This window comes from Bacillus cereus group sp. N8, assembly GCF_016483685.1.
In the GTDB taxonomy this organism is placed as follows: domain Bacteria; phylum Bacillota; class Bacilli; order Bacillales; family Bacillaceae_G; genus Bacillus_A; species Bacillus_A proteolyticus.
On record NZ_JAEHBK010000027.1, the window covers coordinates 1 to 18,422 of the forward strand.

An 18,422-nucleotide genomic window follows, 5' to 3' on the forward strand; every position below is an offset into this window, starting at 1 on the left:
GGAAGTTAAGCTCTCTAGCGCCGATGGTAGTTGGGACCTTGTCCCTGTGAGAGTAGGACGTCGCCAAGCAACTAAAAACACAAGTCTTTTGACTTGTGTTTTTTTGTATTGTTAAACAGTACGTAAAAGAAGTAATGATAATACAAACACGTTGCCCAAGAGTTAATCATATTATATAAGAGATTGATGTATATTTTTCTGTAAATTGTTAAGGAATAGAAGTATAAAATATGTCCATTTAAATAGGGAGGGAAGGTTATGAAATCGCAAAGCGAAGTTTGCATTGTTTGTGAGACAGAAAGAAAAGAAGGTATATATGTTTATAATAATTTGATTTGTTATGAATGTGAAAAAGATATGGTGAATACGGAGACAAATGATCCGAAGTATATATATTATTTAAAACAACTTCGAAAATTAGAAGTATCATATTTTTAAATAGGCATATGCCTATTATTTTTTTTGTTCTGTATAATAGATATAGAATGAATAATAAGGAAGAGATATAGATGAATCAAAATCGTATGCCTTTATATGAGGCTTTAATGGAATTTAAAGAAAGACGACCACTATCTTTTCATGTTCCAGGTCATAAGAATGGTTTAAACTTCCCTGAGGAAGCTACAGGAGGGTTTAAAGACATATTATCGATGGATGTAACAGAGTTAACAGGATTAGATGATTTACATAGTCCGTTTGAATGTATAGATGAAGCACAGCGATTATTAGCTGAAGTATATGGCGTGCAAAAAAGTTATTTTTTAATTAATGGTTCAACAGTTGGAAATTTAGCGATGATTTTGTCTTGCTGCGGCGAACATGATATTGTCCTCGTGCAAAGAAATTGTCATAAATCAATCATTAACGCTTTGAAATTAGCAGGGGCTAACCCGGTCTTTTTAAATCCATGGATTGATAAAGTACATAACGTACCAGTAGGTGTTCATGATGAAGCTATCAAGGAGGCAATTACAAAGTATCCGAATGCTAAAGCACTTATTTTAACACACCCTAATTACTATGGTATGGGGATTGATTTAGAGGCAAGTATCGCTTACGCACATGAACATAAAATTCCTGTTCTAGTAGATGAAGCACATGGGGCACATTTTTGCATAGGGGATCCATTCCCAAAGTCAGCATTAGCTTATGGTGCGGATATTGTGGTTCATTCCGCACATAAAACATTACCCGCAATGACAATGGGATCTTATTTACATATAAATAGCCATTTGGTGAGTAAAGAAAAAGTGTCCTCCTATTTAAATATGCTACAATCTAGTAGCCCATCGTATCCAATTATGGCATCCCTTGATATAGCCCGTTTTGCAATAGCGGTTATAAAGGAAAAAGGTCATGATGATATTGTTGAGTTTTTACGCCGATTTAAAGAAGAATTGCGATCAATCCCGCAAATAGCTATTTTACAATATCCGTTGCAAGATGAATTAAAGGTTACGGTGCAAACTCGTTGTCAGTTATCAGGGTATGAATTACAGTCCGTATTTGAAAAGGTTGGTATATATACGGAAATGGCAGATCCATATAACGTCCTATTTATATTACCGTTACAAGTAAATGGGGAGTATATAAAAGCTATAGAGATAATTCGAGTAGCTTTGCAGCAATATAAGGTAAAAGACAAGACAGCATCAATTCGTTATACTTATAAAGGAGAAATTTCTCCTTTACCGTATACGTATAAACAATTAGAGAGATACGAGACGAAGTTAGCATCTATAGAAGAAGCGGTTGGTATGATAGCTGCAGAAATGGTGATTCCGTATCCACCTGGAATTCCATTGATCATGTATGGAGAGAGAATTACTCAGGAACATACAAAGCAAATTACTCATTTAGAGAAAACAGGTGCTCGTTTTCAAGGTAGTACGAAATATATGAACGTGTATGATATAGAAAGTAGGTTTTAGGATGAAGGGATTATTTGTGACAATTGAAGGGCCAGAAGGTTCGGGTAAAACAACGTTAATTAAAAGTTTATTGCCATATTTTGAGCAAAAAGAACAAAAGGTAATGGCGACCAGGGAACCGGGTGGTATTGCAATTTCTGAAGATATTAGAACAATTTTACATAAACAAGAATATACGATGATGGAAGCACGTACAGAGGCACTTTTGTATGCTGCTGCACGTAGACAACATTTAGTGGAAAAAGTTATGCCAGCACTTGAGGAAAACTATCTTGTACTATGTGATCGTTTTATAGATAGCTCTTTAGCGTATCAAGGATATGCAAGAGGCTTAGGTATGGATAAAGTATTTGAAATTAATCGTTTCGCAACGGAAGATTGTATGCCTAGTTTAACAATTTATTTAGACATTGAGCCAGAGGTTGGGTTAGCACGAATTGAAAAAGATGCAGGACGCGAAGTAAATCGACTAGATATGGAAGACATCGCTTTCCATAAACGCGTGCGTGAAGGGTATTTACAAGTTGTAGAGCGCTTCTCTGATCGTATTGTAGTAGTGGATGCTGATCAACCAATGGAAAAACTTATAGAAGAAGTTATTCAGATTGTAGAAGATAAATTGTTATAATAGAAGGAAAGAATGAAATAAGTGAGGTATGCATTATGATAAAGACGTGGGAGCAGTTTTCTGTTATACAGCCCATCGGTGTCAAAATGTTGATGAATAGCATTGCAAAAGAGCGTATATCCCACGCTTACTTGTTAGAGGGAGGAAAAGGGACTGGGAAGTTCGCAACAGCAATTCAAATGGCAAAAAGTTTTCTCTGTTCACAAAGAAATGGTGTAGAGCCTTGTCATGTATGTACGAATTGTCGCCGAATTGATTCAGGTAACCACCCAAACTTACATATTGTAAAACCAGATGGATTATCTATTAAAAAACAGCAAATTCAAGATTTACAAGAAGAGTTTTCAAAAACAGGATTAGAAGCAAATAAAAAAGTATATATTATTGAGCATGCAGATCGTATGACAGCAAATGCAGCAAATACACTCTTAAAGTTTTTAGAAGAACCAAGTAGTGATACAACAGCCATTTTACTTACTGAACAAAGTCATCAGATTTTAAATACAATCTTATCTCGTTGTCAAGTTGTTACATTTAGGCCGTTACCTACAGAATCCTTAATTAAGAGATTAGAGGAAGAAGGTATTACAGTTTCTTTATCTACACTGGCTGCACAGCTTACAAATAGTTTTGAAGAAGCTTTATTAATGTGTAATGATGAATGGTTTGCACAAGCGAGAGCTTTAGTGATAAAATTATGTGAAGCGCTCGAAAAAGATAAGGCCTCTATTTTTTTTGTACAAGAAAAATGGGGGAAGCACTTTGGAGAGAAAGAACAATTACAGCAAGGCTTAGATATGTTACTCCTTATTTATAAGGATTTATTATATGTTCAACTTGGAGAAGAAGATCGTCTTGTTTTTCATGAGCAGAAAGAGATGTTTGAATCCTTTTCTTATGCTCAGAAGCGCATTGTATCAGCTCTCTTTCATATATTAGAGGCAAAAAATAGAATCAACGCTAATGTAAATGCGCAGCTTGTGTTCGAACAGTTAGTGTTGCGGTTGCAGGAGGGATGACCGTTTTGTATGATGTAGTAGGTGTTCGCTTTAAGAAGGCCGGGAAGGTATATTACTTTGATCCAAATCAGTTCGATATCTCAGAAAATGAGTTTGTAATTGTAGAAACGGTAAGGGGTATTGAGTACGGGAAAGTAGTTATTACCAAAAAGCAAGTTGATGAAAACGACGTTGTATTACCGCTTAAAAAGGTTATTCGTATTGCAAATGAAAATGATCGTACCATTGTTGAAGAGAATAGGCATGCTGCGAAAGAAGCATATCAAGTTTGTCAACAAAAGGTAGGAGAACATAATCTTGATATGAAGCTTGTAGATGTAGAGTATACGTTTGATCGTAATAAGATTATTTTCTACTTTACTGCAGATGGGCGGATTGATTTCCGTGAACTGGTAAAAGACCTAGCAGCAATTTTTAGGACAAGAATCGAGCTAAGACAGATCGGTGTTCGTGACGAAGCAAAAATGCTTGGTGGTATTGGTCCATGTGGTCGTATGCTTTGTTGTTCTACTTTTTTAGGAGATTTTGAACCTGTATCCATTAAAATGGCAAAGGATCAAAATTTATCATTAAATCCTGCAAAAATCTCTGGTTTATGTGGTCGCTTAATGTGTTGCTTAAAATATGAGAATGATGAATATGAGGCAGCAAAGGAACAACTTCCTGATTTAGATCAACGTATACAAACCCCGCATGGTATTGGCCGTGTTATCGGATTAAATATTTTAGAAAGATTAATTCAAGTGGAACTAGTAGACAAGGAACGGATAGTAGAATATACGTTAGATGAATTAATTAAAAAAGGGGTCGTTTCGAGTCAAACCACAGATTAATGAGGTGGGTGCTTGTGGAGAAAAAGGATATTTTTGCATCGGTTTCTAGTATGGAAGAGCAAATTGGACATTTATACAAACAGTTGGGAGAATTAAAACAACATCTTGCAGAATTATTGGAAGAAAACCAACATATAAAAATGGAAAATGAAAATTTGCGACATCGTTTTGAAGAAGTGCAGAATAAGGAAAAACAAAAAACTCAAAAACGCAAAGAAATGAAGCCAAAAACAGATATCGGTGAGGGCTACGATAACTTAGCGAGACTGTATCAGGAAGGTTTTCATATTTGCAATCTACATTATGGAAGTGTACGTAAAGAGGGAGATTGTTTATTCTGTCTGTCATTTTTAAATAAAAAGTGAGATTACCTTTCCAATATAATTGGAAAGGTAATTTTTTATACATGAGAGTAGAATGAAATTTATTTTTATATTAATAGAGGATGAAATAGGGTAGGGTAAGTGTAAGAAAGGGAGCAATATATGAATTTATACGAAGATGAACGTTTAGATTACTTATTAGCACAAGATATGAAGATTATACAAAGTCCATCAGTATTTAATTTCTCTTTAGATGCTGTGTTACTTGCAGATTTTGCTTGGGTACCAATTCAAAAAGGTAATTTACTTGATTTGTGTACGGGGAATGCGGTTGTACCTCTTTTATTGAGTACAAGGACAAAGGGGACAATTACAGGTGTAGAGATTCAAGAGCGCTTATATGATATGGGAATAAGAAGCATTCAATACAATAATTTAGAAGAAAGAATTCATTTAATCCATGGAGATTTGAAAGATATGCCGGAGAAACTTGGACGCCATCAATATGATGTTGTAACGTGTAATCCTCCTTATTTTCAAACACCGCAAACTTCTGAGAAAAACATGAATGAACATTTAGCGATAGCTCGTCACGAAATTATGTGTACATTAGAAGATGTTGTATATGCAAGTAGCCAGTTGGTAAAACAGGGTGGGAAAGTTGCATTTGTACATCGTCCAGGTCGTTTTCTCGATATCGTTACATTGATGCGTAAATACAAAATTGAACCGAAACGTGTGCGATTTGTTTATCCTAAGGCTGGTAAAGAAGCGAATACATTGTTAATTGAAGGAATTAAGGATGGAAATGCAGATTTAAAAATCTTGCCACCTCTTTTTGTATATGAAGAGAATAACGAATATACAGAGGAGATTCGTTCAATTTTATATGGAGACGAATAAGCATTGTTTTTATGTGGTAGAGTGTTCTGATGGAAGTTATTATGCTGGATATACAAATCATATAGAAAAGCGGATTCAGACTCATAATAATGGAAAAGGTGCTAGATATACACGTGCTAGACTTCCGGTTGTTTTAAAATATGTAGAGGATCATGAGGATAAACGGACGGCTATGCAAGCTGAATATCATTTTAAGCAGTTAACGAGGAAACAAAAAGAAGAATACATGCAAAAAGGAGAACGCTATGTGGCAGCAAAAAAGCTTTCAGCAAAATGAAAAGGGAGTTTTATATTTAGTACCAACTCCAATCGGAAATTTAGAGGATATGACATTTCGTGCAATCCGAATTTTAAAAGAGGCAGATATTATTGCTGCTGAAGATACAAGACAAACGAAGAAGCTTTGTAATTATTTTGAAATTGAAACACCAGTTATGAGTTATCACGAGCATAACAAAGAAGTAAGTGGACGAAAAATTTTAGATAAGTTAGAAGATGGTAAGACTGTAGCCATTGTGAGCGATGCCGGTATGCCGTGTATTTCTGACCCTGGTTACGATATTGTTGTAGAAGCTGTAGAAGAACAATATCATGTTATCCCGCTTCCTGGAGCGAATGCGGCTCTTACAGCATTAATCGCATCAGGACTTGAAACAAAGCAGTTTTATTTCTATGGATTTTTGCAAAGAAATAAAAAGGAAAGAAGAATGGAATTAGAGAAGATTCGTTACGTACAAACTACAATGATGTTTTATGAAGCACCTCATCGTCTAGATGATACTTTAATCTCAATGCAAGAAGTTTTAGGGAATAGGGAAATCGTATTATGTCGCGAGCTAACGAAAAAATTTGAAGAATTTATTCGTGGAACAATTGAGGAAGCGATTGAGTGGACGAAGCAAAATGAAGTCCGTGGTGAGTTTTGTATTTTAGTAGCTGGTTCAACGGAAGAACCTGCTCCAGAAGAACAATGGTGGGAATCTGTTTCAGTATATGATCATATTGAACATTATATAAATGAAAAAGGCATGAATTCAAAAGAAGCGATTAAAACAGTCGCTAAAGATCGAGATTTGTCGAAAAGGGATGTATATCAAATCTATCATGTCGATAAAAAATAAGCTTCTCATAATTGAGAAGCTTATTTTGCTGTTTCGATATAATCATGAAGTTCGTTTAAGATTTGCTCAGCGCCTTCTTTGCTTAAGATAATTTTTCCTTCAGCTAAAGATAGGTTACCATCAGATACTTCACCAGTTACTTGGCAAGTCATGTTTGGTTTATATTTTTTTAAGATGATTTTTTCGTCATCAACGTAGATTTCAAGAGCATCCTTTTCTGCAATACCTAAAGTACGGCGTAATTCGATTGGAATTACCACACGACCTAATTCATCAACTTTACGAACGATACCAGTAGATTTCATAATTCTTTTCCTCCTAAATAAATAGTTTATAAGTTACGAGTCTATTTTTTTGATTCGTCATTTTTCGACAAAATACCCTATGGACATATGATACCAATCATTTACATTTCCGTCAATTCTTAAATTCTATATTTTTTAAAAAGATTTATAGATTTCTTACTTCTTATATATAATAGAATGTGGGTAATTACTATAATTATTTCGTTTTATTTTCTGAAAAATATATATATTTAAGGGAAGGGTTGTATAATTTTTAAAAATATGAGTAATAGATGATAAAGATATCGAGCATTAACTCGTTTTTATATGTGAGTTTTTGATATACTGTTTATAAATACATATGAGGTCATCCGGGAGGTCCAAAACAATGACAGAGGAAAATAAGTCCTTTTATATTACTACCCCAATTTATTATCCAAGTGGAAAGTTACACATTGGACATGCTTATACGACAGTAGCAGGAGATGCGATGGCACGATATAAGCGTATGCAAGGATACAATGTTCATTATTTAACAGGAACTGATGAGCATGGACAGAAGATCCAAAAGAAAGCAGAAGAACTAAATGTTACACCACAAGCATATGTGGACAACATTGTATCAGGGATTAAAGAACTTTGGGAGAAGATGGATATTTCTTATGATGATTTTATTCGTACAACTGAAGATCGTCATAAAGATGTCGTTGAGAAAATCTTCAAGCAGCTAGTAGATCAAGGTGATATTTATCTTGATGAATATGAAGGTTGGTATTCTGTACAAGATGAAACATTCTATACAGCGCATCAATTAGTAGATCCAATTATGGAGGGCGACAAAGTAGTTGGTGGAAAAAGCCCAGATAGTGGTCATGATGTAGAGCTTGTTCGCGAAGAGTCTTATTTCTTTAGAATGGGTAAATATGTAGACCGACTATTAAAGTTCTACGAAGAGAACCCTCATTTCATTCAACCGGAGTCTCGTAAAAATGAAATGATTAATAATTTTATTAAGCCAGGATTAGAAGATTTGGCTGTGTCTCGTACTTCATTTGACTGGGGAGTTCGTGTTCCAGGGAACCCAAAACACGTTATTTATGTATGGGTAGATGCTTTGTCTAATTACATTACTGCATTAGGATATGGAACAGAAAATGAAGAGAAATATAAAAAATTCTGGCCAGCAGATGTTCATTTAGTTGGAAAAGAAATCGTTCGTTTCCATACAATTTATTGGCCAATTATTTTAATGGCGTTAGATTTACCACTTCCGAAGAAAGTCTTTGCTCATGGCTGGATTTTAATGAAGGATGGAAAAATGAGTAAGTCAAAAGGAAACGTAGTAGATCCAGTTACACTAATTGATCGTTACGGATTAGATGCATTACGTTACTACTTACTTCGCGAAGTTCCATTTGGATCTGATGGCGTATTCACACCAGAGGGATTTGTTGAACGAATTAACTTTGATTTAGCGAATGACTTAGGAAACTTATTAAATCGTACAGTAGCTATGATTGATAAATACTTTAATGGGGAAATCCCTGCATTTAAAGCGAATGTAACTGAGTTCGATGAAACGCTAGTTACATTTGCGAAGGATACATTGAAAAAAGTAGAAGAGGCAATGGAGAATATGGAGTTCTCTGTAGCACTAAGTTCTATTTGGCAGTTAGTTAGCCGTACGAATAAATATATTGATGAAACACAGCCGTGGGTATTAGCGAAAGATGAGAATGATCGTGAAAAGTTAGCTTCTGTAATGGCTCATTTAGCAGAAGTACTTCGTCAAACAGGTATTATGCTTATGCCATTCTTAACAGTAGCACCAAGCAAGATGTTTGCTCAACTTGGACTTACTGGAGAGGCACATAAATCTTGGGAAAGCCTATCTACAATTGGCTGTATTCCAGCTGGAACAAAAGTAGAAAAAGGAAACCCGATTTTCCCTCGTTTGGAAATGGAAGTAGAGGTAGAGTATATTAAAGAACAAATGCAAGCCTCTGCTCCTAAAGTAGAAGAGAAAAAAGAAGAAGAACCGAAAGCAGAAGAAATTACAATTGATGATTTCTTTAAAGTAGAATTACGAGTAGCTGAAGTAATATCAGCTGAACCTGTGAAAAAAGCAGATAAGTTGTTAAAAATTCAGCTTGATTTAGGAACAGAAAAGCGTCAAGTTGTTTCGGGAATTGCAAAATTCTACTCACCAGAAGATCTAAAAGGTAAAAAGGTAATTTGTGTAACAAACTTAAAACCTGTAAAATTACGTGGTGAATTATCACAAGGTATGATTTTAGCAGGTGAAGAAAATGGCGTATTGTCATTAGCAACAATCGACCAAAATTTACCGAATGGTACAAAGATCAAGTAATTGAGACAAGAAAAGAGATGTTTCACGTGTAACATGTGTGAAGCATCTTTTTTCTTTTTAAATTCCCTTTTTTTGCATTAAAATTGTAGTATTGTTATCGTTAAGTTAGAAAAGGCTTAATTTTTTTCTAGGATAGAATTGATTTCAATATAAAAGGAGTTATTTATTATGTTGTTTGATACACATTCACATTTAAATGCAGAGCAGTTTGAAGAAGATTTACAAGAAGTTATTGCAAGGATGAAAGAAGCGGGAGTTACATATACAGTTGTTGTGGGATTCGATGAAGTAACAATAAAAAAAGCGATTGAACTAGCTGAAGCCTATGATTTTATTTACGCTGCAGTTGGATGGCATCCCGTTGATGCAATCGACATGACAGAGGAACATTTAGCTTGGTTAGAAGAATTAGCTGCTCACCCTAAAGTAGTTGCTCTTGGAGAAATGGGACTAGATTATCACTGGGATAAGTCTCCAAAAGAAATACAGAAGGAAGTATTCCGTAAACAAATTGCATTAGCTAAAAAGGTAAAATTACCGATTATTATACATAACCGCGATGCAACTCAAGATATTGTTGATATCCTAGAGGAGGAGAATGCAGCTGAAGTGGGAGGCATTATGCATTGCTTTAGCGGTAGTGTAGAAGTAGCACAGCGATGTGTTGATATGAACTTTTTAATTTCATTAGGTGGGCCTGTTACATTTAAAAATGCGAAAAAACCGAAAGAAGTTGCTATGGAGATTCCATTAGAAAAATTATTGATAGAGACAGATTGTCCATATTTAACACCACATCCATTTCGAGGGAAACGAAATGAACCTAGTTATGTAAAACTAGTAGCAGAAGAAATTGCGAATTTAAAAGGAATTTCTTATGACGAGGTAGCACAAATAACAACAAAGAATGCAAAAGCTTTATTTGGTGTCGAATAAAAAAGAGTGGGGGAGCCCCATTCTTTTTTATTTTTTAGAAGAGGGATAGTAGAAATGCTAAGAGCCTATTATTTACTCATAACATAAGTGTAGAAATATTGCGGATAAATTAGGATGGAGATAGAAGTGTTACAATAAGAATAGTGAACAAAGATTTTTCTCTTCTACTTTTTAAAATGCCCGATTGGGAAAATAATAATGGAAAAGTCGTCATTTTTTTGTTTTACTAAGTAGAGACGAAACGAGTGTGGAGGCAAGCATGAAAATTAAAGAGATTATCGTTGTAGAAGGTAAAGATGATACAGTTGCGATTAAACGTGCTGTTGATGCGGATACAATCGAAACGAACGGTTCAGCAATCGGTGATCATGTTATTGAGCAAGTTAAATTAGCGCAGCAAAAACGAGGCGTTATTATTTTCACAGATCCGGATTATCCTGGAGAGCGTATTCGAAAAATTATTTCTGACAAGGTTCCTGGATGTAAGCATGCTTTTTTACCGAAGGAAGAAGCACTTGCTAAAAGGAAAAAAGGTGTTGGTATCGAACATGCTTCTAATGAGTCGATTCGCCGTGCTTTAGAGAATATACATGAAGAAATGGAAGCTTACACAAGTGAAATTAGTTGGAGTGATCTAGTCGATGCGGGCTTAGTGGGCGGAGAAATGGCAAAGAGTCGCAGAGAAAGAATGGGTAAGCTATTAAAGATTGGTTATACAAATGCAAAACAGTTACATAAACGTTTACAAGTGTTTCAAGTTTCAAAGGAATCATTTGCAGAAGCTTATAAGCAAGTAATACAGGAGGAAAAAAAATGAAGGATATCGCAACACCAAATCGTACAAAAGACATTGTTGAAAAGTATGGATTTTCATTCAAAAAAAGTTTAGGGCAAAATTTTTTAATTGATACAAATGTATTAAATCGTATCGTTGATCACGCAGAAATCGGTTCAGAAAGTGGCGCAATTGAAATTGGACCAGGTATCGGTGCATTAACAGAGCAATTGGCAAAGCGCGCTAAAAAAGTAGTGGCTTTTGAAATTGATCAGAGATTATTACCAATTTTAGACGAGACGTTAGCTCCATATAGCAACGTTACAGTTATAAATAAAGATGTACTAAAAGCAGATGTACATGAAGTGTTTAGTGAGCAATTCGAAGAAGGACAAGATGTAATGGTAGTAGCTAACTTACCATACTACATTACAACGCCAATCTTATTTAAATTGCTTGAAGAAAAATTACCCGTTCGTGGATTTGTTGTTATGATGCAAAAAGAAGTTGGAGATCGTTTAGCTGCTAAACCTGGAACGAAAGAATATGGTTCTTTATCAATTGCGATTCAGTATTATACAGAGGTGGAAACAGTTATGACTGTACCGCGTACAGTGTTTGTACCACAACCAAATGTTGATTCTGCGATTATCCGTCTTCTAAAGCGTCCTAAACCAGTTGTAGAAGTGAAAGATGAAACTTTCTTCTTTGAAGTAGTACGAGCGAGTTTCGCACAGCGTCGTAAAACGTTAATGAATAATTTATCAAATAATTTAAATGGTTTCCCGAAAGATAAAGAGTTGTTGGATCGAATTTTAACAGAAGTAGGAATTGATCCGAGGCGAAGAGGCGAAACGCTATCTATCGAAGAATTTGCAACATTAAGTAATGCATTAGTTCTTCATAAATTGTCATAAGAATATGAAAGGGACAGTTCAACTTGAGCTGTCCCTTTTGTCACCTTTCCTTTCCTAAATTCATACTTTAAAAGCAGGTAAGATGGCCTAACGAGTTTGGAGGTAGGAGAATGGCTTTACATGTTGGAGAATTAGTGGAACGATATTCTCATAATAGGGATATTCTTTTTCGTATTATAGAAATAAAAGGCGAGATCGCGATATTGTTTGGGGAAGAAATTAGACTTGTGGCGGATGCGCCGCTTGAAGATTTAATTAGTATAGATCAAAGAGAACATAAAAAAAGAGTGAAGCGTGAAAAAGAAACAATGGAGCGTACGTACCGTTTATTTCAACAAGATTATGTATTAATGAAACAAAGACATGAACACACTTCAACAGGTGGATATACAAGTGAAGTGAATTATTTTCAGATGCCAGGGCGTGTATTGCATATAGATGGAGATCCTTTATATTTGCGCAAGTGTTTAGATTTATATAATAAAATAGGCGTTCCTGTACAAGGTATTCATTGTAAGGAAACGGAGATGCATGAAAAGGTAGTAGACTTAATCGATCATTTTCGTCCAGATATTTTAGTCATTACAGGACATGATGCATATACAAAGTCAAAAGGAGTTATGGGAGATTTAGCAGCATATAGACATTCTAGACATTTTGTACAGGCTGTTCGAGAAGTGCGAAAAAAATATCCATCGTTAGATCAACTCGTTATTTTTGCTGGAGCTTGTCAATCACACTTTGAGGCGCTGATTCGAGCAGGTGCTAATTTTGCTAGTTCGCCATCTAGAATTAATATTCATGCTCTAGATCCTGTATATGTAGTTGGCAAAGTTAGTTTCACTTCATTTATGGAAAGAGTCAATGTATGGGATGTTGTGCGTAATACAATTACTGGTGAAAAAGGACTAGGCGGAATTGAAACGAGAGGGATTTTACGAACTGGATTACCCTTTCAACTTTATGATGAATGAGCAAGGTACATACGTATCTTGCTTTTTTATGTGGAAATGATGTAAATGGGTTTGGATAAAAAGTTTCAAGAACGTGCAGACTATACAATGATACTTGTACAATATAGTATTTCTTCTATCTATTCAAACGCATGATGTTTTTATAAGGATATTGTCTGTAAATTGCGGTTAATAATTGGGATAGATATATCGTGTTTTAAGTGTTCAATCTAAATTACAGCGAGGTGTAGCAAGGGATATGTCAAAACGTTTAGATGATATTAAAAACGAATTAGATCACCATCTTGGACAGCGACTGATGTTAAAGGCGAATAGTGGAAGAAGAAAAACTGTGGAGCAATCGGGTGTACTTGCAGAAACGTATCGTTCGGTCTTTGTTGTACAATTAGACCAACAAGAAGACGCGTTGCAACGTGTATCGTATAGTTATGCAGATGTTTTAACAGAGACAGTAGAGTTAACATTTTACGATGAACCCCATAATGAAGCATTTTATAATTAATGTGTTATTTGTTACATATATTCCCACAAATGAAAAGCTATATTATTTTGCATACTAATTATACCGTAGCAAAATAAGGAGGGACTCTGCATTGAGTAGACGAAGAGGAGTCATGTCAAATCAATTTAAAGAAGAGCTTGCAAAAGAGCTTGGCTTTTATGATGTTGTTCAGAAAGAAGGATGGGGCGGAATTCGTGCGAAAGATGCTGGTAATATGGTGAAACGTGCTATAGAAATTGCGGAACAGCAATTAATGAAACGAAACCAGTAGTTGTAAGATACTTTCTATGCTACGGTAGCCGAGGAGAGATTCCTCGGCTTTTTGCACGCTAAAAGGTGCCATCATTTGATATAAGTAGTTTCATTCTGAATGCTTTTCGTTATAATTAGGGAAGTGTCATCGTCTTACTATAAATTTATGGTAAAATAAACGATAAAAGATTGAGTACATAGAGTGGGTGAATAGATTGAAGCTACTAGTGAAAGCGCCAGCAAAGATTAATCTGTCGTTAGATGTACTGGGAAAAAGACAAGACGGATATCATGAAGTGAAAATGATTATGACAACAATTGATTTAGCAGATCGTTTAGAGCTAACGGAATTAGCAGAAGACCGTATTGAAATTTTGTCCCATAATCGGTATGTCCCAGACGACCAACGCAACTTAGCTTATCAAGCAGCGAAATTATTAAAAGAGAAGTTTAATGTGAAAAAAGGTGTATCTATTACTATTGAAAAAACGATTCCAGTAGCCGCTGGATTAGCAGGTGGAAGTAGTGATGCAGCAGCGACATTACGTGGCCTTAATAAGTTATGGAATTTAGGGATTACAATCGATGAGTTAGCAGAGCTTGGCGCAGAAATTGGGTCAGATGTATCGTTTTGTGTATACGGCGGAACTGCGATCGCCACTGGAAGAGGAGAAAAAATTGAACACATAAAGACTCCACCTTCTTGTTGGGTTATTTTAGCAAAGCCTCACATTGGTGTATCGACTGCTGACGTATATGGAAATTTAAAATTGAATTGTGTTACACATCCAAATGTAGATAAAATGGTTGAAGTCATTAATGGCGGGGACTATAAAGGAATTTGTGATACTGTTGGTAACGTTTTAGAAGATGTGACATTTGCGATGCATCCTGAAGTTGCGCGTATTAAGGCGCAGATGAAACGATTCGGTGCGGATGCTGTATTAATGAGTGGAAGTGGCCCAACTGTATTTGGTCTTGTACACCATGATTCGCGAATGCATCGTATATATAACGGATTAAAAGGATTTTGCGAACAAGTATATGCGGTACGTTTATTAGGAGAGCGAGAAACGCTTGAATAAAGACGTATAATACGTTATGATTTGTTTAGAATATTCGTGATTTGAGGTGAGAGTATGAAAATTAGACGAAGTACAAGATTGGTCGATATGACTTATTACTTGCTACAAAATCCTCGTCAGCTAGTTTCTCTCACTTTTTTTGCTGAAAGGTATCAATCGGCTAAATCATCCATTAGTGAAGATTTAGTTATTATTAAGCAAACGTTTGAACAACAAGGGGTCGGCACATTGCAAACGATACCAGGAGCAGCAGGAGGAGTGAAATATATTCCCTATATAAGTGAAGAAGAGGCAAATCTGATTATTAATGAGCTTTGTAGCTTATTTGAAAATCCAGATCGCATTTTGCCTGGCGGTTACTTATATATGACGGATCTTTTAAGTAATCCTCGCCAGATTAATGGTGCGGGGCGTTTATTTGCTTCCGTTTTTGCTAGACAACCAATTGATGCAGTTATGACCGTAGCGACGAAAGGAATTCCACTTGCTTATGCAGTGGCCAATTACTTAGATGTACCGGTGGTAATTGCTAGAAAAGATAATAAGGTAACAGAAGGACCCACTGTTAGTATTAACTATGTATCAGGTTCCTCTAAGCGAATCCAAACGATGACTTTAGCAAAGCGTAGCCTTCCAGAAGGATCTAATGTTTTAATTATTGATGATTTTATGAAAGCTGGCGGAACCATTCAAGGTATGATGAGCATGCTAGAAGAGTTTAAAGCTAACGTTGTTGGAATTGGCGTATTAGTAGAATCTACGGATATCGAAGAAAGACTTATTAATAACTTTGTATCATTAATTCGTCTGTCAGAAGTTGATGTGAAAGAAAAAGCGATTCAAGTGGAGAAGGGGAATTATTCGCTTGCGCCATTTAATGAAGGAATTGTAGAGGCTGAGTAAAAAGGGTAAAGCAGATAGCTTTATCTTTTTTTATTCTATTTATAAATTATAAAATAGGTGGACAAACTGTTTTTCGTGCACTATTTTTAAAGAGTAAAAATAAATAATAAAAGGGTGAAAAGTATGAAAGTTGTTCAAACAAGCAAAGCACCACAAGCAATCGGACCATATTCACAAGGGATTATTGTAAATAATATGTTCTATAGTTCGGGACAAATCCCGTTAACGGCAAGTGGAGAACTCGTAACGGGGGATGTAACAGTACAAACAGAGCAAGTATTTGAAAATTTACAAGCAGTATTAGCAGAAGCTGGCGCTTCATTTGATACAGTGGTAAAAACAACAGTATTCTTAAAGGATATGGATGATTTTAATGCGGTTAATGAAGTATACGGTTCTTATTTCTCTACTCATAAACCAGCGCGTTCTTGTGTACAAGTAGCAAAATTACCGAAAGATGTTTCTGTTGAAATCGAAGTAATCGCCCTAGTTAAGTAACCCTTTGTAAGCGATAACCTCTACTAATCTCTATATTCAACTACAATAAAAATTTTTATCTTAAAAATTTTTAAAAAATTAAAGGGAAAATAGAAATTTTGTGGAATTTATACAAATATATCGCTTATTTAGAAAAGGGTGGTGAACACAAGATGGAAGTGACTGACGTAAGATTACGCCGCGTAAACACAGAAGGCCGCATGAGAGCAATTGCCTCTATTACTCTAGACCATGAATTTGTTGTTCATGATATTCGTGTAATTGATGGTAATAATGGATTATTTGTAGCAATGCCAAGTAAACGTACTCCAGATGGAGAATTCCGTGACATTGCACATCCGATTAATTCTGGTACACGCTCTAAAATTCAAGATGCGGTTTTAACAGAGTATCATCGTTTAGGCGAGTTAGAAGAGGTTGAGTTTGAAGAAGCAGGCGCTTCGTAAAATTCGAATGAAAAGGGCTTTCGAAAGAAAGTCTTATAATTTTGTAGCAAACTCCTGTAAGCATTTACAGGAGTTTGTTTTTTTTTGGAATAATACTTGTTTCTAATTATAAAAATTCATATTTTGAAAAATAAGGGTAAAAAACTTCTAATTTTTTCAAAATCATTTAAAATAGTATAGCTTATTTCTTAAAAAAGATACTAAAGAGTAAAACATCGTATAAGAATTATGGTAAAATTTAATAGTTATAATGTGTTTCTTGAAATATATGATGATTTAGGATAATATCGTTAATGGATAAATAGGTTGCGATGGAGGGTCTATATGTCAAACAGATTTGCAGTGATTCTAGCTGCAGGTAAAGGCACACGTATGAAGTCCAAGCTATACAAAGTGCTACATCCTGTATGTGGAAAACCAATGGTACAACATGTGGTCGATCAAGTATCTCAATTAGGGATGCAGAAACTTGTAACAGTCGTTGGACATGGTGCTGAAATGGTACAAGAACAGCTAGGAAACGTAAGTGAGTTTGCATTACAAGCAGAACAACTTGGTACAGCACATGCTGTCGATCAAGCTGCAAATGTACTTGCAAATGAAGAAGGAACAACTTTAGTTATTTGTGGTGATACACCTCTAATAACTGCTGAAACGATGGAAGCATTGCTTCAGCAACACGAAGAAGCGGGAGCAATGGCAACGGTACTAACAGCGTACATAGAAGAGCCTGCTGGATATGGCCGTATCGTTCGTAATGAGAATGGTCATGTTGAAAAGATTGTTGAGCATAAGGATGCAAATGAAAAAGAATTAGCTATTAAAGAAATCAATACAGGTACGTATTGTTTTGATAATAAAGCTCTATTTGCTTCACTTTCTAAAGTTTCAAATGATAATGTACAGGGTGAATATTACCTTCCGGATGTTATTGAAATTTTAAAAAATGAAGGTCATATTGTATCAGCTTATCAAACAGAGCACTTCGATGAAACGTTAGGTGTTAACGACAGAGTCGCTCTATCGCAAGCGGAAATTATTATGAAAAACCGTATTAACCGAAAGAACATGGTAAATGGTGTTACAATTATTGATCCAAGTAACACATACATTTCTGCTGATGCAATTATTGGCAGCGATACAGTTCTTCACCCAGGAACAATTATTGAGGGTAACACTGTAATTGGTTCTGATTGTGAAATTGGACCACATACAGTAATTCGCGATAGTGAAATTGGAGAGCGTACGGTAATTCGTCAATCTACTGTACATGACAGCAAACTTGGTACGGAAGTATCAGTTGGTCCATTTGCACATATTCGCCCAGATTCAGTTATTGGAGATGAAGTGCGCGTTGGAAACTTCGTAGAAATCAAAAAAACTGTTTTTGGTAATAGAAGTAAAGCTTCACACTTAAGTTATATCGGGGATGCACAAATTGGAGAAGACGTGAATCTTGGTTGCGGTTCAATTACGGTGAACTACGACGGAAAGAATAAATTTAAAACTGTGATTGGTAACGGGGTATTTATTGGATGTAATTCAAATCTTGTTGCTCCTGTAACAGTTGAAGATGGTGCTTATGTGGCAGCAGGCTCTACAATTACAGAGAATGTTCCATCAAAAGCATTATCAGTAGCACGTGCACGTCAAGTTAACAAAGAAGACTATGTTGATCAATTGCTGAATAAGAAAAAATCATAATGTGGAGGGTTAATCTA

General features: G+C 35.5%; 22 protein-coding genes. 21 read left to right on the top strand and 1 reads right to left on the bottom strand.

Annotated elements, in window-relative coordinates:
- The first annotated feature begins 258 nt into the window (after positions 1–258).
- From JDS80_RS24690 to rsmI, 9 genes are all read left to right on the top strand, one after another.
- A complete protein-coding gene (locus tag JDS80_RS24690; RefSeq protein WP_000842053.1) occupies positions 259–438 on the top strand; it encodes a sigma factor G inhibitor Gin in 180 nt (59 codons plus the stop codon).
- A 71-nt stretch (positions 439–509) separates the two neighbouring features.
- Positions 510–1,931, top strand: coding sequence for an aminotransferase class I/II-fold pyridoxal phosphate-dependent enzyme (locus tag JDS80_RS24695; RefSeq protein ID WP_199640194.1), 1,422 nt, complete (start codon positions 510–512; stop codon positions 1,929–1,931).
- A gap of 1 nt (position 1,932) precedes the next feature.
- On the top strand, positions 1,933–2,559 hold the full coding sequence (gene tmk, locus JDS80_RS24700) for a dTMP kinase (RefSeq protein ID WP_000677223.1): 627 nt from the start codon (positions 1,933–1,935) through the stop codon (positions 2,557–2,559).
- A gap of 35 nt (positions 2,560–2,594) precedes the next feature.
- Positions 2,595–3,578, top strand: a complete 984-nt coding sequence (gene holB / locus JDS80_RS24705; protein ID WP_199640195.1) for a DNA polymerase III subunit delta' — start codon at positions 2,595–2,597, stop codon at positions 3,576–3,578.
- A 5-nt stretch (positions 3,579–3,583) separates the two neighbouring features.
- Complete coding sequence (locus JDS80_RS24710) at positions 3,584–4,411, top strand: PSP1 domain-containing protein (RefSeq protein ID WP_199640196.1); 828 nt, start codon at positions 3,584–3,586, stop codon at positions 4,409–4,411.
- 14 nt (positions 4,412–4,425) lie between these two features.
- The gene (gene yabA, locus JDS80_RS24715; protein WP_000412059.1) at positions 4,426–4,776 is read left to right on the top strand and encodes a DNA replication initiation control protein YabA; all 351 of its coding nucleotides are present in this window, start codon (positions 4,426–4,428) and stop codon (positions 4,774–4,776) included.
- Positions 4,777–4,896: 120 nt separating this feature from the next.
- Entirely contained in the window at positions 4,897–5,637 is a 741-nt protein-coding gene (locus JDS80_RS24720; protein WP_071745145.1) for a tRNA1(Val) (adenine(37)-N6)-methyltransferase, read from the top strand.
- Positions 5,624–5,914 carry a GIY-YIG nuclease family protein gene (locus tag JDS80_RS24725; protein ID WP_016131051.1) on the top strand — a complete coding sequence of 97 codons (291 nt, stop codon included), beginning with the start codon at positions 5,624–5,626 and terminating at the stop codon, positions 5,912–5,914. The genes JDS80_RS24720 and JDS80_RS24725 overlap by 14 nt, the downstream gene beginning before the upstream one ends.
- On the top strand, positions 5,883–6,758 hold the full coding sequence (gene rsmI, locus JDS80_RS24730) for a 16S rRNA (cytidine(1402)-2'-O)-methyltransferase (RefSeq protein WP_199640197.1): 876 nt from the start codon (positions 5,883–5,885) through the stop codon (positions 6,756–6,758). Before JDS80_RS24725 ends, rsmI begins: the two co-directional genes overlap by 32 nt.
- Positions 6,759–6,778: 20 nt before the next feature.
- Here rsmI and JDS80_RS24735 read toward each other — a convergent pair whose 3' ends face one another.
- Positions 6,779–7,063: an AbrB/MazE/SpoVT family DNA-binding domain-containing protein gene (locus JDS80_RS24735; protein ID WP_071745147.1), complete on the bottom strand. Its 285-nt coding sequence runs from the start codon at positions 7,061–7,063 to the stop codon at positions 6,779–6,781.
- Positions 7,064–7,430: 367 nt separating this feature from the next.
- On the opposite strand from JDS80_RS24735, the gene metG reads away from it, so the two are divergent.
- The 12 genes from metG to glmU all read left to right on the top strand — a co-directional run bounded on the left by metG (position 7,431) and on the right by glmU (position 18,405).
- Entirely contained in the window at positions 7,431–9,413 is a 1,983-nt protein-coding gene (metG, locus tag JDS80_RS24740; protein WP_199640198.1) for a methionine--tRNA ligase, read from the top strand.
- Between the two features lie 168 nt (positions 9,414–9,581).
- Entirely contained in the window at positions 9,582–10,349 is a 768-nt protein-coding gene (locus tag JDS80_RS24745; protein ID WP_071771800.1) for a TatD family hydrolase, read from the top strand.
- Between the two features lie 259 nt (positions 10,350–10,608).
- Positions 10,609–11,166 carry a ribonuclease M5 gene (rnmV, locus tag JDS80_RS24750; protein ID WP_071745150.1) on the top strand — a complete coding sequence of 186 codons (558 nt, stop codon included), beginning with the start codon at positions 10,609–10,611 and terminating at the stop codon, positions 11,164–11,166.
- Positions 11,163–12,041, top strand: a complete 879-nt coding sequence (rsmA, locus tag JDS80_RS24755; RefSeq protein WP_199640199.1) for a 16S rRNA (adenine(1518)-N(6)/adenine(1519)-N(6))-dimethyltransferase RsmA — start codon at positions 11,163–11,165, stop codon at positions 12,039–12,041. The genes rnmV and rsmA overlap by 4 nt, the downstream gene beginning before the upstream one ends.
- A 110-nt stretch (positions 12,042–12,151) precedes the next feature.
- Positions 12,152–13,015: a sporulation peptidase YabG gene (gene yabG / locus JDS80_RS24760; protein WP_071771801.1), complete on the top strand. Its 864-nt coding sequence runs from the start codon at positions 12,152–12,154 to the stop codon at positions 13,013–13,015.
- Between the two features lie 238 nt (positions 13,016–13,253).
- Positions 13,254–13,517 carry a biofilm formation stimulator Veg gene (gene veg / locus JDS80_RS24765; RefSeq protein WP_000044339.1) on the top strand — a complete coding sequence of 88 codons (264 nt, stop codon included), beginning with the start codon at positions 13,254–13,256 and terminating at the stop codon, positions 13,515–13,517.
- Positions 13,518–13,608: 91 nt separating this feature from the next.
- Complete coding sequence (sspF, locus tag JDS80_RS24770; RefSeq protein WP_002094215.1) at positions 13,609–13,788, top strand: acid-soluble spore protein SspF; 180 nt, start codon at positions 13,609–13,611, stop codon at positions 13,786–13,788.
- Between the two features lie 196 nt (positions 13,789–13,984).
- Positions 13,985–14,854: a 4-(cytidine 5'-diphospho)-2-C-methyl-D-erythritol kinase gene (gene ispE, locus JDS80_RS24775; RefSeq protein ID WP_000772102.1), complete on the top strand. Its 870-nt coding sequence runs from the start codon at positions 13,985–13,987 to the stop codon at positions 14,852–14,854.
- A 54-nt stretch (positions 14,855–14,908) separates the two neighbouring features.
- On the top strand, positions 14,909–15,757 hold the full coding sequence (purR, locus tag JDS80_RS24780; protein ID WP_071745153.1) for a pur operon repressor: 849 nt from the start codon (positions 14,909–14,911) through the stop codon (positions 15,755–15,757).
- Between the two features lie 123 nt (positions 15,758–15,880).
- A complete protein-coding gene (locus JDS80_RS24785; RefSeq protein WP_000869819.1) occupies positions 15,881–16,255 on the top strand; it encodes a RidA family protein in 375 nt (124 codons plus the stop codon).
- A gap of 152 nt (positions 16,256–16,407) precedes the next feature.
- Positions 16,408–16,701 carry a septation regulator SpoVG gene (spoVG, locus tag JDS80_RS24790; RefSeq protein WP_000454041.1) on the top strand — a complete coding sequence of 98 codons (294 nt, stop codon included), beginning with the start codon at positions 16,408–16,410 and terminating at the stop codon, positions 16,699–16,701.
- A 324-nt stretch (positions 16,702–17,025) separates the two neighbouring features.
- Positions 17,026–18,405: a bifunctional UDP-N-acetylglucosamine diphosphorylase/glucosamine-1-phosphate N-acetyltransferase GlmU gene (glmU, locus tag JDS80_RS24795; RefSeq protein WP_000071044.1), complete on the top strand. Its 1,380-nt coding sequence runs from the start codon at positions 17,026–17,028 to the stop codon at positions 18,403–18,405.
- The last annotated feature ends 17 nt before the right edge of the window (positions 18,406–18,422 follow it).

Coding starts and splice junctions, on each gene's coding strand:
- JDS80_RS24690 (WP_000842053.1), top strand. CDS start 259: ATGAAATCGCAAAGCGAAGTTTGCATTGTTTGTGAGACAGAAAGAAAA.
- JDS80_RS24695 (WP_199640194.1), top strand. CDS start 510: ATGAATCAAAATCGTATGCCTTTATATGAGGCTTTAATGGAATTTAAA.
- tmk (WP_000677223.1), top strand. CDS start 1,933: ATGAAGGGATTATTTGTGACAATTGAAGGGCCAGAAGGTTCGGGTAAA.
- holB (WP_199640195.1), top strand. CDS start 2,595: ATGATAAAGACGTGGGAGCAGTTTTCTGTTATACAGCCCATCGGTGTC.
- JDS80_RS24720 (WP_071745145.1), top strand. CDS start 4,897: ATGAATTTATACGAAGATGAACGTTTAGATTACTTATTAGCACAAGAT.
- JDS80_RS24725 (WP_016131051.1), top strand. CDS start 5,624: ATGGAGACGAATAAGCATTGTTTTTATGTGGTAGAGTGTTCTGATGGA.
- rsmI (WP_199640197.1), top strand. CDS start 5,883: ATGTGGCAGCAAAAAAGCTTTCAGCAAAATGAAAAGGGAGTTTTATAT.
- JDS80_RS24735 (WP_071745147.1), bottom strand. CDS start 7,063: ATGAAATCTACTGGTATCGTTCGTAAAGTTGATGAATTAGGTCGTGTG.
- metG (WP_199640198.1), top strand. CDS start 7,431: ATGACAGAGGAAAATAAGTCCTTTTATATTACTACCCCAATTTATTAT.
- JDS80_RS24745 (WP_071771800.1), top strand. CDS start 9,582: ATGTTGTTTGATACACATTCACATTTAAATGCAGAGCAGTTTGAAGAA.
- rnmV (WP_071745150.1), top strand. CDS start 10,609: ATGAAAATTAAAGAGATTATCGTTGTAGAAGGTAAAGATGATACAGTT.
- rsmA (WP_199640199.1), top strand. CDS start 11,163: ATGAAGGATATCGCAACACCAAATCGTACAAAAGACATTGTTGAAAAG.
- yabG (WP_071771801.1), top strand. CDS start 12,152: ATGGCTTTACATGTTGGAGAATTAGTGGAACGATATTCTCATAATAGG.
- veg (WP_000044339.1), top strand. CDS start 13,254: ATGTCAAAACGTTTAGATGATATTAAAAACGAATTAGATCACCATCTT.
- purR (WP_071745153.1), top strand. CDS start 14,909: ATGAAAATTAGACGAAGTACAAGATTGGTCGATATGACTTATTACTTG.
- JDS80_RS24785 (WP_000869819.1), top strand. CDS start 15,881: ATGAAAGTTGTTCAAACAAGCAAAGCACCACAAGCAATCGGACCATAT.
- spoVG (WP_000454041.1), top strand. CDS start 16,408: ATGGAAGTGACTGACGTAAGATTACGCCGCGTAAACACAGAAGGCCGC.
- glmU (WP_000071044.1), top strand. CDS start 17,026: ATGTCAAACAGATTTGCAGTGATTCTAGCTGCAGGTAAAGGCACACGT.